The organism is Nonomuraea thailandensis (genome assembly GCF_024172165.1).
GTDB lineage: Bacteria > Actinomycetota > Actinomycetes > Streptosporangiales > Streptosporangiaceae > Nonomuraea > Nonomuraea thailandensis.
Map to the genome: position 1 here is coordinate 2,604,061 of NZ_JAMZEB010000002.1, position 12,835 is coordinate 2,616,895.

General features: G+C 73.6%; 14 protein-coding genes. 3 read left to right on the forward strand and 11 right to left on the reverse strand.

Annotated elements, in window-relative coordinates; translation table 11 throughout:
- Positions 1-21: 21 nt before the first annotated feature.
- The 3 genes from HD597_RS15915 to HD597_RS15925 form a co-directional block, all read right to left on the reverse strand.
- Positions 22-456 (reverse strand): GNAT family N-acetyltransferase, encoded by a 435-nt coding sequence (locus HD597_RS15915; RefSeq protein ID WP_253742976.1) that lies wholly within the window; start codon positions 454-456, stop codon positions 22-24.
- A gap of 77 nt (positions 457-533) precedes the next feature.
- Positions 534-1,046: a hypothetical protein gene (locus HD597_RS15920; RefSeq protein WP_253742977.1), complete on the reverse strand. Its 513-nt coding sequence runs from the start codon at positions 1,044-1,046 to the stop codon at positions 534-536.
- The gene (locus tag HD597_RS15925; RefSeq protein ID WP_253742978.1) at positions 1,036-1,464 is read right to left on the reverse strand and encodes a MarR family winged helix-turn-helix transcriptional regulator; all 429 of its coding nucleotides are present in this window, start codon (positions 1,462-1,464) and stop codon (positions 1,036-1,038) included. The genes HD597_RS15920 and HD597_RS15925 overlap by 11 nt, the downstream gene beginning before the upstream one ends.
- Before the next feature lie 93 nt (positions 1,465-1,557).
- On the opposite strand from HD597_RS15925, the gene HD597_RS15930 reads away from it, so the two are divergent.
- Complete coding sequence (locus HD597_RS15930) at positions 1,558-2,517, forward strand: sulfotransferase (RefSeq protein WP_253742979.1); 960 nt, start codon at positions 1,558-1,560, stop codon at positions 2,515-2,517.
- Positions 2,518-2,538: 21 nt separating this feature from the next.
- Here the strand turns inward: HD597_RS15930 and HD597_RS15935 are convergent, their stop codons facing one another.
- Genes HD597_RS15935 through HD597_RS15955 form a run of 5 tightly spaced genes read right to left on the reverse strand, consistent with a single transcriptional unit; the run spans position 2,539 to position 7,687 of the window.
- Positions 2,539-3,561: an LLM class flavin-dependent oxidoreductase gene (locus HD597_RS15935; RefSeq protein ID WP_253742980.1), complete on the reverse strand. Its 1,023-nt coding sequence runs from the start codon at positions 3,559-3,561 to the stop codon at positions 2,539-2,541.
- 18 nt (positions 3,562-3,579) lie between these two features.
- The gene (locus tag HD597_RS15940; RefSeq protein WP_253742981.1) at positions 3,580-4,350 is read right to left on the reverse strand and encodes a polyprenol monophosphomannose synthase; all 771 of its coding nucleotides are present in this window, start codon (positions 4,348-4,350) and stop codon (positions 3,580-3,582) included.
- Positions 4,351-4,359: 9 nt separating this feature from the next.
- Positions 4,360-5,841 carry an ArnT family glycosyltransferase gene (locus tag HD597_RS15945; RefSeq protein ID WP_253742982.1) on the reverse strand — a complete coding sequence of 494 codons (1,482 nt, stop codon included), beginning with the start codon at positions 5,839-5,841 and terminating at the stop codon, positions 4,360-4,362.
- A 59-nt stretch (positions 5,842-5,900) separates the two neighbouring features.
- Positions 5,901-6,578: a response regulator gene (locus HD597_RS15950; RefSeq protein ID WP_253742983.1), complete on the reverse strand. Its 678-nt coding sequence runs from the start codon at positions 6,576-6,578 to the stop codon at positions 5,901-5,903.
- Positions 6,575-7,687: a sensor histidine kinase gene (locus tag HD597_RS15955; RefSeq protein ID WP_253742984.1), complete on the reverse strand. Its 1,113-nt coding sequence runs from the start codon at positions 7,685-7,687 to the stop codon at positions 6,575-6,577. The genes HD597_RS15950 and HD597_RS15955 overlap by 4 nt, the downstream gene beginning before the upstream one ends.
- 133 nt (positions 7,688-7,820) lie before the next feature.
- Between HD597_RS15955 and HD597_RS15960 the strand changes: the two genes are divergently transcribed.
- Entirely contained in the window at positions 7,821-9,008 is a 1,188-nt protein-coding gene (locus HD597_RS15960) for a DUF5685 family protein (protein WP_253742985.1), read from the forward strand.
- 152 nt (positions 9,009-9,160) lie between these two features.
- On the opposite strand, the gene HD597_RS15965 is transcribed toward HD597_RS15960, so the two are convergent.
- From HD597_RS15965 to HD597_RS15975, 3 genes are read right to left on the reverse strand one after another with little or no spacing between them, the layout of a single operon-like run.
- Complete coding sequence (locus tag HD597_RS15965; protein WP_253742986.1) at positions 9,161-10,294, reverse strand: epoxide hydrolase family protein; 1,134 nt, start codon at positions 10,292-10,294, stop codon at positions 9,161-9,163.
- 39 nt (positions 10,295-10,333) lie between these two features.
- A complete protein-coding gene (locus HD597_RS15970) occupies positions 10,334-10,936 on the reverse strand; it encodes a TetR/AcrR family transcriptional regulator (RefSeq protein WP_253742987.1) in 603 nt (200 codons plus the stop codon).
- Between the two features lie 35 nt (positions 10,937-10,971).
- Complete coding sequence (locus tag HD597_RS15975; protein WP_253742988.1) at positions 10,972-11,370, reverse strand: VOC family protein; 399 nt, start codon at positions 11,368-11,370, stop codon at positions 10,972-10,974.
- A gap of 96 nt (positions 11,371-11,466) precedes the next feature.
- Between HD597_RS15975 and HD597_RS15980 the strand changes: the two genes are divergently transcribed.
- Entirely contained in the window at positions 11,467-12,438 is a 972-nt protein-coding gene (locus HD597_RS15980) for a helix-turn-helix transcriptional regulator (RefSeq protein WP_253742989.1), read from the forward strand.
- The last annotated feature ends 397 nt before the right edge of the window (positions 12,439-12,835 follow it).

Genomic DNA, 12,835 nt, shown 5'->3' on the forward strand with positions numbered 1-12,835 from the left:
GGGCCGGCCGCCACGGCCCGATCACTGCGGCTGCCAGCGCCCGATCTTCTTGCTGGTGAGCGTGGCGCCGATGCGGGTGTAGAAGCGCTGTGCCGCTTCGTTGGCCTCGGCGACCTCCCAGCGGATCACCTTACCGCCGGCGGCTTCGGCCGCCGCGCGCATGAGCCGCTCGCCCACGCCGTGGCCGCGCTCGGCGCCGGTCACGTACAGGTCGTCCAGGTGGAGGTAGTCCTGGCCGGACCAGAAGCTGATCCGCTCCAGCCAGGAGACGTAGCCGACGGCCTGGCCGTCCCGCTCGGCGATCAGGTAGGTGATGTCCGGGCGGGCCAGCATCCGCTTCAGGTCCTCGACGCTGACCGTGACGCCCCAGGTCTGGTCCTGATGCCCGGCCAGCCCGTGGATGAGGGCGTGCACGGTGGAGGCGTCATCGGGGGTGGCACGACGGATGTCGATCACAGCGATCCTTCCGGAGTCAAAAACCTTACTGGGGTAGGGTATTGCGAGCCGATGCTGATCGCCGGCCGGGGGGAGGATCATCCGTGTTCGGCGTGCGGGCCGTGGTCGGAGACCTGGGCGTCGAACCAGGCGTGCAGCGCCTTGATCAGGGACGCGTCCGCTGTGGTGTAGGTGATCCGCGCGCCGGAGGCGGCCTCGGTGTAGCGGACGTCGATCCGGTCGTGGCCGGCCGAGAGCTCGCGCAGGCCGGGCATCTCGCCGCCGTGGATGGAGGCGGGGTCGCCGAAGTCGCCCTTGCCGAAGCGCGTGACCTCCTCGCTCAGGTGCCGGCGGATGAGTGCGATCTGCTGGGCGTCGGCGGGATCCTCGGCGGTGACGGTCTGCTCGCCGCCGGTGCCGGTCTTGGCGAAGCGATGCGTGGTGCGTTCCAGGTCGAACGGCATCACCTGGCGGCTCTTGGCGGCGATCTCCGCCTGCCGCTCCGCCGTGCTCCGGCCGCTCTGATCACCCGTGGCGCATGCGGCCGACGCGGCGGCGATCACCGCGAGGCCGGCCACCAGCAGGGGGACACGTCGCTTCCTAGGGTTCATCCATGGCCTCCGTGAGGATCTCCAGGGCGTGCAGCACGCCCGTGCGTTCGTTCTCCGGCACGCGGTCGAGAACCGCGGCGAAGCGGGCCGCCCTGGCCTTGGCCAGTTGTCGGGCGGCCTTGACTCCGGCGGGGGTGAGCCGGACCAGCACCCCGCGCCCGTCGTCCGGCGCGGGGGCGCGCTCGGCCCAGCCGCGGTTGATGAGCTGGGTGACCAGGCGGCTGGTGGTGCTCTTCTCCAGGCGCAGCCGCTGGCTCAGCTCGCTCTGCCGCAGCGCGCCGTCGCGGGCCAGCTCGCCCAGGGCGTGCGCCTCCGACACCGGGATGGGCCGCCCGCACGGGGTCTGGTCGGGCTGGTGCAGGCCGAAGGCCCGGACGAACCGGGCCACGGCGTCCTGGAGGTCGCGCTCATCCGCCATGGTTCGACCATACAACCATGTGGTTGTGTCGTACAACCAAACGGGCCGGAATTCGATTGACACCCCGGCGCGCGCGGAGTTGAGTAGGTCGCCGTGACCCGACCGTCCCCGATCTTCGTCGCCGGCACCGGCCGCTCGGGAACCTCGCAGCTCGCGACCATTCTCGGCGAACACCCGCAGATCCACAGGATTCCGATCGAGACCAGGTTCATCGTCGATCCGGGCGGCCTCAGGGACGTGGCGGACGCGCTCACGACCCGATACGACCCCTACGTCGGGGACGACGCCCTCCGCAGGCTGAACGACATGCTCACGGTGCGGCTCGTCGGCAGGTACGACCGCGATCGCGGTCATACCGTCCCCCAGGCCATCGGCGAGCGGCACTACTGGGACGCGGTCGGACGGCTGTGGCCGCAGCTCGTGGCGAGCACCTTCGACGAGTCCGTGCCCGCGGCGGGCTCCGGCCACGCCGGCTGGACCGCCGGGCCGTTCGAGCTGCAGAGCCGCCGGCGGGCGATCCCGCGATACTTCGGCGACCGCGGCGAGCTGCTCGCGATCCTCCGCCGCGCGATCGACACGATGTTCGGCGGGGCGGCGGCCGACGCGGGAAAGCCGGCGTGGTGCGAGAAGACGCCGTTCAACCTGCTGTGCATGGACTTCCTGTGGGAGCTCGTCCCCGAGGCGACCATCGTGCACATCAAGCGCCACCCCGTCTCGGTGGTCGCCTCGCACGTCGACCAGCCGTGGGCGCCGTCCACGGTCGGCGGCGTCCTCGACTGGCTCAAGCCGATCTACCAACGATGGCTCGCCTGGAAGGCGACCGCCGGCCTCGGCGCCAGGCGGTACGTGGAGGTCAAGGCCGAGGATCTCGCCGCCGACTGGCCGGCCCGGCGCAAGGCGCTCTTCGAGAGCGTCGGCGTGGACGACTTCGCGACCGCCTCGACGTTCCGCTCACGCAGCCTCGACCACCGCGACGACCAGTTCGACGGCGACACCCGCGCGCGGATCGAACGCGCGCTCGCCGGCGTCATCCCGGCCATGGGGTACCGCTAGCAGCCGGACGGCCCGCGCGCGTCAGCGCCAGCCGAGCGCCGGGGCGACGTGGGTCAGCACCGAGGAGAGCAGGTGGGCGTTGTAGTCCACGCCGAGCTGGCTGGGCACCGTCAGCAGGAGCGTGTCGGCCGCGGCGATCGCCTCGTCGGCGGCCAGCTCCTTGACGAGCACGTCGGGCTCGGCGGCGTACGTGCGCCCGAAGACGGCTCTGGTGGTGGCGTCGATGAAGCCGATCTGGTCGGAGCTGGCGCGCTCGTGACCGAAGTACGCGCGGTCCGTCTCGTTGACGAGCGGCATGATCGAGCGGCTCACCGACACCCGCGGCTCGCCCTCGTGACCCGCCTCCTTCCACGCCTGCCGGTAGGCCGCGATCTGCTCGGCCTGCTGCACGTGGAACGGCTTGCCGTTCTCGTCGTCCTTGAGCGTGGAGCTCATCAGGTGCATGCCCAGCCCGGCGGCCCACTTCGCGGTGGCGTTCGAGCTGGAGCCCCACCAGATCCGCTGCCGCAGCCCCGGCGAGTGCGGTTCGAGACGCAGCAATCCCGGCGGGTTGGGGAACATCGGGCGCGGGTTCGGCTGGGCGAACCCCTCACCCTCCAGCACCTTGAGGAAGACCTCGGCGTGCCTGCGCGCCATGTCGGCCTCGGTCTCGCCCTCGGCCGGCTCGTGGCCGAAGTAGCGCCAGCCGTCGATCACCTGCTCGGGTGATCCCCGGCTGATGCCGAGCTGGAGCCGCCCGCCCGCGATGAGGTCGGCCGCGCCGGCGTCCTCGGCCATGTAGAGGGGGTTCTCGTAGCGCATGTCGATCACGCCTGTGCCGATCTCGATCCGGCTCGTCCGCGCGCCGACGGCCGCCAGCAGCGGGAACGGGCTCGCGAGCTGCTGGGCGAAGTGGTGGACGCGGAAGTAGGCGCCGTCGGCGCCGAGCTCCTCGGCGGCCACCGCCAGCTCGATCGACTGCAACAGGGTGTCGGACGCGCTGCGCGCCTTCGAGTACGGCGATGACGACCAATGTCCGAAGCTCAGGAAACCGATCTTCTTCATGTGCTTGTTCAACCTTCCTCACGTCAAGGACATTCCACCTGTCCGTGGCGGGAGAGAAGGTTCGTCAGCCGTCGGCGCGGCCCGGCCGCCGGGCCGCCGCCGCGGCGACCAGGCCCAGACGGTCACCCGCCACAGCGCCTCGAACAGCACGCCGGCGCTCATCTTGCTCGCCCCGCTCGTACGGTCCACGAAGGTGATCGGCACCTCCGCCACCGCGCACCCCTGACGTACGGCCCGCAGCGTGAGATCCACCTGGAAGCAGTACCCCCGCGACTCCACCCCGCCGAGCAGGAGCCGTTCGAGCGCGGCGGCCCGGTACACGCGGAACCCTCCCGTGGCGTCGGCGACGCCGAGGCGCAGCGCCCGCCGTACGTAGCCGTTGGCCAGCCGCGAGAGCAGCTCCCGCCTGCGCGGCCAGTTCGCCACGCGGCCGCCGGGAGCCCAGCGGGAGCCGATGACGAGGTCGGCCCGCTCCGCCGCCTCCAGCATGGCGGGCAGCCGCTCGGGCGGGTGCGAGCCGTCGGCGTCGATCTCCACCAGCAGGTCGAAGCCGCGCTCCAGCCCCCACCGGAAGCCCGCCAGGTACGCCGCGCCCAGCCCCTGCTTGCGCTCCCGGTGCAGCACGTGCACGCCGTCGAGCCCGTCCGCGACCAGGCCCGTTCCGTCGGGGCTGTTGTCGTCCACGACGAGGACGCAGGCGGCGGGCACGGCCGCGCGGATCCTGGCGACGACGCCGGGCAGGTTGTCGCGTTCGTTGTAGGTCGGCGTGATGACCAGAACGGTGCTCATGATCGCTCCTCAACTCGCGTGCCGGAAGTCGGCCCAGGCGCTCGTCCACGGGGTTCGCGGTCCCGAGCAGACCGTGATGGGCAGGCCCTGCTCCTCGTTCGCGACTCCGGTGCCGTGATCGACGACCCCGGCGGACTCGCAGGTGGTGAAGCGCGGCCGCAGCCGCTCGGGCGGCAGCCCCACGGCGACCACCGTCCGCGCCGTCCGCGGCGGCGGCCCCTGGCGCCACAGCTCGTTGTGCCCGCTGTAGACGGGGATGCCCGGCGCGAACCGGTTCAGTGCACCCGCCTCGCCATAGTTCGAGGTGATCACGATCGTTCCCGGCGGCAGCGCCCGGTGCACCCCGGCCACCTGGGCGGCGAACTGCGGCCAGCCCACCGACTCCCTGGACACCTCGTTGGGCGAGGAGCCGAGCGCGGGCAGCGGGAGCAGCGGCAGCGCCACCGCGATCCCGATGACCGAGGTGCCGAGCAGCCCCCACCACACCAGCCGGAGCCGGGCGCGGCGGGCCCGCATCCACGCGGCGGCGGGCACGCAGCCGGCCACGAAGGCGAAGATCAGGCTTCCCGCGACGTAGTCCGCCCGCCCGCCCGACGCCCAGCCGAGCAGGATCGTCACCAGGACCGCGATCGCCATCGGCCGGGTCTCCTGCCGCCGGCGCAGCCACGACCACCCGGCGACGGCGATCACGAACGCTCCCGTGCTGAGCAGCGCCACCAGCATGGGCACGAACATGATCCGGTTGATCGGCTCGCTGAGCGTGGCGGCCATGGTGAGCTGGGGCCAGCCGTTGACGGCCTGGTAGACCACGTTCGGCGACGCGAGCACGGCCGCCAGGACCGCCCCTGACCAGAGCCACCTGTCGGCGAAGACGGCGCGCGGCCCCTTCACCGCCAGGCCGGCGGTGACGAGCAGGCCGGTGGCCAGCCCCGTGAGCAGCAGCAGGATGAGGTGCTTGTTGAACGTGGCGGCGCCCGCGACGGCCCCGGCCGCCAGCCACCAGCGTCCGTCGCCGCGCAGCAGGGCGCGCAGCACGCACAGGATGCAGGCCGTCCAGAACACGAAGTCGGCCGACTGCGTCAGCAGGGTGTGCCCGGCGAGCAGGGGGAACATCCCGGTGCCGAGCCCGGCGGCGGCGAGCGTCTGCGCGTCGCGGCGCCCGCCGAGCTCCCGCGTGATCGCGGCGCCGAGCAGGATCAGCGCCCCCGCGCACAGGGCGGGCACGACCCGCAGGCCGACGATGGTGTCCCCGAACAGCTCCGTGGACAGCCGGGCCAGCAGCGGGGTCAGCGGAGGCTGGTCGAAGTACCCCCAGGAGGGGGTCTGGCCGAGCAGCCGGAAGTACAGCTCGTCGCGGTGGTAGCCGTACCACGGGCTCAGCAGGAGCAGGGTGAGCACGACGGCGGCCGCGACGGAGCCGGTGGCCCGCCAGGCGAGCGGCGGGAGCGGGGGAGCGGTGGCGTCCTGGAGGCGGGGGGTCCGGAGAAGCATGCCTTCACGGTCGCCGACGACCTGCCCGCCCGTCGTCTGGCCAGGGGCGGAACCTGACGTCAGCCCTCAGGCATAGGCGGCGGCTCCCCGGGGCGGACCACGCCGTGGTCGAAGGCGAAGACGACGGCCGCGGCCCGGTCGCGCACGGCCAGCTTGGTGAAGATCCGGCCGACGTGGGTCTTGATCGTGCCCTCGCCGATGACGAGCCGGCGGGCGATCTCGGCGTTGCTGAGCCCCCGGCCGATGAGCCTGAGCACGTCGAGCTCGCGGGAGGTGAGCTCGCCGAGCCGCCGGACCGCGCCGGGATCGGTCACCGGGTCCGTACGGTAACGCCGCAGGACCCGCCCGCAGACGGCGGGATCCAGCCAGCCGTCACCCCCCGCCACCGCGCGGACGGCCCGCTGGATGTCCTCGGCCGGGGCGTCCTTGAGGCAGAACCCGGACGCGCCGGCCCGCAGCGCCGCCGCCAGCACGCCGTCCTCGCCGAACGTGGTCAGCACCAGGACGCGGGCGGCCGGATCCGCGGCCAGCAGGGCACGCGTGGCCTCGACGCCGTCCATCCGCGGCATGCGGATGTCCATGACCACGGCGTCGGGACGGACGCGCGCGACCTCCGCCAGCGCCGCCCGGCCGTCGGCCGCCTCGCCGACCACGTCGAACCCGTACGGCCGGCGCAGGATGGTGCGCAGCCCCGCCCTGGCCAGCTCCTGGTCGTCGACCAGCACCACCGAGATCATGCCGGCAGCTCCGCCCGCACGACCCACCGGTCGTCCTCGGGGCCGGCGGTGACGTGGCCGCCGACCATGCGCACGCGGTCGGCCATGGCGCGAAGTCCCATGCCGCCATTGTGCCGGGACGGGCGGCCGGGCAGCGGGTTGGAGACCGTGACCAGCACGGCGCCCTCCTCCGAGATGCGCAGCCGGACCTCGACGGAGCGCCGTGGAGCGTGGCGGGTGGCGTTGGCCAGGGCCTCCTGCACCAGCCGGTAGAGCACCATCCCGCTCGTCGGGCCCACCGACGGCAGGTCGCCCTCGACGTTGGAGTCCAGCTCCAGCCCCGCCGTCCGGTACTCCTCGAAGAGCTCGGGCAGCCGGGGGGCGGTCGGCTGCGGGGCGACCACGGCGGGGTCGGGGCCTTCCTCGGCGAGCACGCGGACCACCTTGCGCAGCTCCGCCATGCTCTGCCTGGCCAGGCGCTCCGCCTCGGCGATGCCCGCCGCCGCCTCCTTGGGGTCGTGTGCGAGCGCCAGGCGTACGCCGCCCAGGTGCAGCACCGTCACGGCGAGGGTGTGGGCGACGATGTCGTGCAGGTCGGCGGCGAGCCGCTGCCGCTCCGCCAGGGCGGTGGCGGCGGTGGCGGCGCTCTCCGCCCGGTGCAGCCGCTCGCCCACCGCGAGGCGGTAACGCACGGCCCAGCCGCCCCAGAAGACCAGCGTCACGGCGGCCAGCCAGTTCGGCCAGCCGGGGTCCGGCGTGGTGAACGCCGCCGCGCCCACCACGGCGAGCGAGGCGAGCCACATGACGACGCCCGGCCACAGCCGCAGGGTCAGCGCGACGAGCCCCATGTGGAGAACCAGGATGAACCAGCCGATGCTGTTGACGGCGAGCGCCGTGAGCGCGGCGATGGCGGCGGGAGCCAGGAGGCCGGCGACCTCGGCGGGGCGGCGCGGCGCCGTACGCACGATGACGAGACAGGCGGCGACGAAGGCGGCCCCTCCGGCCAGGGACCAGGCCGTGGCGGCAGGCCACGCGCAGTCGCAGCCGCGCGTGCTCGTCTGCGCCCACGTGAGCCCGACCAGCAGCACGAGCAGCCCGAGGCCGGCGGGTAACAGCCAGCGGGGAGTCATCACCACATCGTAGGAACGGCCGGCGCCCCGCGCATCCGCCCTCAGGGATACCCGCCCTCTGTCCCCGGTAGGAGGCGGGGCGCCGGCCACCTGGTGCTACGGTTGGCCCGGTACTGCGCACATAAGGGGACGTATGTTCGGCATTGTCCGCCCGTGTCGGCACGTCCTGTGCAAGGGGCTCTACGCGGACTGGATGGGGCACCTGTGCGGGCTCTGCCTGGCGCTCCGTGGGGAGCACGGCCACCTGTCCCGCCTGGTGACCAACTACGACGGGCTGCTCGTGTCCGTCCTCACCGAGGCCCAGTCGCCGGCGTCCACGTCGCACCGCAAGGTGGGCCCGTGCGCGCTGCGCGGCTTCAAGGGCGCCACCGTGGCGGAGTCCGAGGGGGTACGGCTGGCGGCCTCGGTGTCGCTGCTCCTGGCCGCCGGGAAGGTGAACGACCACGTCGCGGACGGGGACGGTGTGTACGCCCGGCGCCCGGTGGCCGCCGGCGCCACCCGCCTGGCGGGCCGCTGGTCCTCGGCCGGCACGGCCACGGCGGGCACGCTGGGCTTCGACCCCGCCCCGCTGACGGCGGCGGCCGGCCGCCAGGCCCTCCTGGAACGCGCGGGGAGATCCACCGGGTTACGAGAGCTGACGGAGCCCACCGAGGACGCCGTGGCCGCCGCGTTCGGGCACACGGCGGTGCTCGCCGGCAAGCCGCACAACCGGGAGGCCCTGGAGGCGGCCGGTCGCGGATTCGGCAGGCTGGCGCACCTGATCGACGCGGTGGAGGACCTGGACGGCGACCGGGCGTCCGGGGCGTACAACCCGCTGGCCGCCACCGGCACCGGCCTGGACGAGGCGCGCCGCCACTGCGACGCCGCGCGCGCGGAGCTGCGCGCCGCCGTGGACGAGCTGGACCTGCCCCGCCCCGCCCTGACACGGGCCCTGCTGGTCCGCGAGACCGGCAACGCCGTCTCCCGCGCCTTCGCCACCGCCGGCAACCCGCCCACCGCCGGCAACCCGCCCACCGCCGGCCATCCGCCCGGCACCGGTCACCCGCCCGGCACCGGTCACCCGCCCGGTGATCCCGGCGCGCCGCCGCGGAAGCGGCCGCGCAAGCAGGATCCCGGCGGGCTGCTGTCGATGGCGTGCGCCGCACTGACCTGCTGCACGTGCGGCCTGTACCGGCCCGCCTGGGACGAGGACCGGGAGAGCTCCTGCTGCGAGCGCTTCGACTGCTCCGGCTTCGACTGCTGCGGCAACTGCAGCAACTGCACCTCGTGCTGCCCGGGAGAGGACGGCTGCGGCTGCGACGGCTGCGGTTGCGACTGCTGACGCCGAGCAGGAGCCGCCGCGTCCTGCCATGACCGGGTGCCCCATGCGGCCCGGCGCGATCGTCGACCCCGCCTCCGACCCCGCCCTCTTCGTCCCCCCGCGTCCCCGGCGCCATCGTCCCCGCGGACGGCGGCCGGACGGCGGCCCGAGACCTACGCGCCGCCGTGGAAGAACGCGGTGATGTCCTGGGCGAGCAGCTCCGGCTCCTCGTGCGCGGCGAAGTGCCCGCCCCGGGGCATGCGGGTGTAGCGCGTGAGGTTGTAGGTGCGCTCGGCCCAGCTCCGTGGCGGCCGGCTCAGGTCGGCGGGGAACAGGGCCAGGGCCGTGGGGACCTCCACCCGCCGCACCCGCCGGGTCAGGCGGTGCGCGTACTCGTAGTAGGGCCGGAACGAGGTGGAGATCGTGCCCGTGAACCAGTAGAGGGAGGCCTGGGTGAGCACGAAGTCGTCGCTGAAGCGCGACGACAGGTTCCCCCCGCTGTCGCTCCACGCGCGGTACTTCTCCACCATCCAGGCCAGCAGGCCCGCGGGCGAGTCGGCCAGGCCGGCGGCGAGAGTGAGCGGGCGGGTGTTCTGCTGGTGCATGTAACCGCCCTCCTCCGCCTGCCAGTCCGCCAGGGAGGCGAGGTAGGTCTCCTCCTCGGGGGTGAGCCCGGCCGGGTCGTACCCGGCCGGGGCCGCGGCGGCGAGCAGGTGGATGCCGACGACGGCCTCGGGGTGGGCCTCGGCCAGCCGTGAGGTGACGCCGGCGCCCAGGTCTCCGCCGTGTGCCGCGTAGCGGCGGAAGCCGAGCTCGTCGTGCATCAGCAGGTGCCAGAGGTCGTGGGTCTGTTCGGCTCCGGCGAGCGTGGGCCGCTGCGGGGAGAAGGCGAAGCCCGGCAGTGAGGGGACGATCACGGTGAAGGAGTCCTCCGGCCGGCCGCCGTACCGGGAGGGGGCGGCCAGCCGCTCGGCGAGGGCGGTGAGCTCCAGGACGGAGCTGGGCCAGCCGTGGGTGATCACGATGGGCAGCGCGTGCGGGTGCTCGCCGTCGTAGCGGAGGTAGTGCACGGGGGTGCCGCCGAGGTCGGCGTGGTGGGAGGGCAGGGCGTTGACGGCGGCCTCGTGCGTACGCCAGTCGTAGCCGGAGGCCCAGTACGCGACCAGGCGGCGCAGTTCCTTGACGTCGGTGCCCGCCTCCCAGTCGTCCACCGGCCAGGGCTCGGCCCATCTCGTGGCGCGCAGCCGGGCGCGGAGATCGTTCAGCTCGGCGTCACTGACCTGGATCACGGGTGTGCCGGTCGGCATGGTGTTCTCTCCTTCCAGGGTGTGCCGGGTGTGCGGGATTCAGGCTCCCGGTCCGACGGCGGCCGGGCCGAGGGTCTGCGCGATGGCCGCCCTCGTCTCCTCGCGCGGCTCCCGTTCCGTCGACAGCAGCGCGTGCATGATCATGCCTTCCAGCAGGGCGTCCAGGCGGGCGGCGGTCTCCGGCCCGGTGAGGCGGGCCAGCACGGCGCGGCTGGCCCGCGTCCACTCGTGCGTCAGCGCGCGCAGCGCGGGGTCGCGCAGCGCCGCCAGATGCAGCTCGAAGCCGAGCACGGCGCCGCGGTGCCGGGACGGCCCTGCCTGGACGAGGTCCACCAGGATCTCGATCAGGTCCGCACGCGTCGCCACCTCCGTGAAGAGGGCCTCGTACTCGGCCGTTCGTTGTCCGACATACCAGGCGAACGCCTGAGCCAGCAGGTCGGCCAGGCTCGCGAAGTGGTAGGTGACCGAGCCCAGCGGCACGTCCGCGCGGGCGGCCACCTTGCGGTGCGTGATGCCGGCCACCCCGTCGGCGACCAGCACCTCCAGCGCGGCGTCCAGGATGCGCGTCCTGCGCTGCGGATCGTGCCGCCGCGCCCGCCGCCCCTCGGCGCCTGCCGGTCCTTGCCTGCCGGACGTCCCCATAAGAACAAACGTACACTATGTGGGGACAGAAGTTCTCATCCGCGTATCCGGGCGATGGCGGCGGGGGTCACCGGGGTGAAGACGTTGACGAGATTGCCGTCGGGGTCGCGGAACAGCAGCGACCGGTTGCCCCAGGGCATCGTGGTGGGCTCGGCGACGAAGCCGGTGACGAAGCCGGCCAGGTTCTCACGCACCTGGTCCACGTCGTCGACCAGGAACTCGACGATCACGCTGTGGTTGTCGGCCGGGCGCGACGACCCCGGGGCGAACAGCGGCACGGTGCGGGCGCCGGCGATCGCCAGCGTGGCGGTGGAGGTCCTGATCTCGGCGAAGTCCTCGGTCGACCAGTCGGCGGGCGTCCCGGTGGCCTTCTCGTAGAAGCCGACGAGGCGGGCGACGTCACCGGTGATGATGCGGATCGATACGAAGTCCATGGCGTTCCCTTTCGAGTCGTGAAGCCTTCGGCGCCCCCGCACGATACGGCCGATACTGGACAGTTTCGGTCCAGTATCGGCCGTAGACTCGAACCCATGTCCCCGCCGGCCGGTCGCGTGCTCACCCTCCTGGAGTTGCTGCAGTCGGCCGGCATCCGGACGATGGCCGAGCTCGCCGACCGGCTCGGCGTCGACGGCCGCACCGTGCGGCGGTACGTCGGCCAGCTCATCGACCTCGGCATACCGGTCGAGTCGGTACGGGGCCGCTACGGCGGATACCGCCTCGCCCGCGGCTACCGGCTGCCGCCGCTCATGCTGGACGACGACGAGGCTCTCGCCGTACTGCTCGGGCTGCTCGCCCACCGGCCCCTGGCGGGCGCCGCCGGCGAGACGGCCGCCGCGAAGATCCGCCGGGTGCTCCCCGGGCGGCTCGTCCCCAGGCTGGACGCGCTCCTGCAATCCCTCGCCTTCACCGGGCCGTCCAGGGAGCCCGCCGCTCCGGACGCCGCGACCCTCCTCACGATCGCCGACGCGGTCCGCCACCACCGGCCCGTCTCGATCCGGTACACCGACCGCGCCGGCCGGCGCAGCGACCGCACGCTGCACCCGTACGGGATCGTCAGCCACGCGGGCCGCTGGTACGTCACCGGCGAGGACCCCGGCGCCGGCGAGAACCGGACCTTCCGCCTCGACCGCGTCGCGGACGCCCGCGCCCTGCCGGGCTCGTTCGAGGCGCCCGCCGGGCCGGACCCGGCGCAGCGCGTCCTGTCAGGCTTCGCCGCAGCGTCCTACCGGCACGAGGTGACCTTGCGGATCCACGGGACGGCCGGGCAGATCCGCACCCACCTGCCCGCCGCCGTCGCCACCCTTGAGGAGGAGACCGCCGTGGAGCCGAGCCCGGAGGACGAGCGCTGGTTCCGGGTCGAGCTACGGGTCGAACGGCTCGACTGGCTGCCCGCGGTGCTCGCCGCACTCGACCGGCCGTTCGTCATCGAACGCCCCGGCGAACTGCGCGACCTCGTCCTCGCACTCGCCGACCGCCTCGCATCCCGCGGCCGCCCCGCCTGAGCGACCCGGCCGTCCCCCGATCCCGTCAACCGGAAGACCCGGCGGCGGATCAGGCTGCGCGCGGCGGCGGAGACCCGGACGGTCGACCGCTGGCCTCCGCCCGGGGCGGGGTAGGGCGGAAGGACGACCGTGGCGCATCAGCAGCGTCAGCGGCCGGACGAGCTCATGCTCCCCGACCGCCCCCTCAGGGACCACCGGCCGGCCCGCTGCGTCGAGGGTGCCTCGGAACCCTCCAGGACCGCCATCGGGCAACTCGCGGACCCCGAGGGCGCGGCCGGCGGGGAGGATCGGGTGCCAGGCTTCCGTCGGGCGCGATGTGATCGAAGATCTGGCGGATCAGCGTGATCACGTGGGAGTCCTCCACCGCGTACAGCGTCCGGCGGCCGTCCCTGCGTGC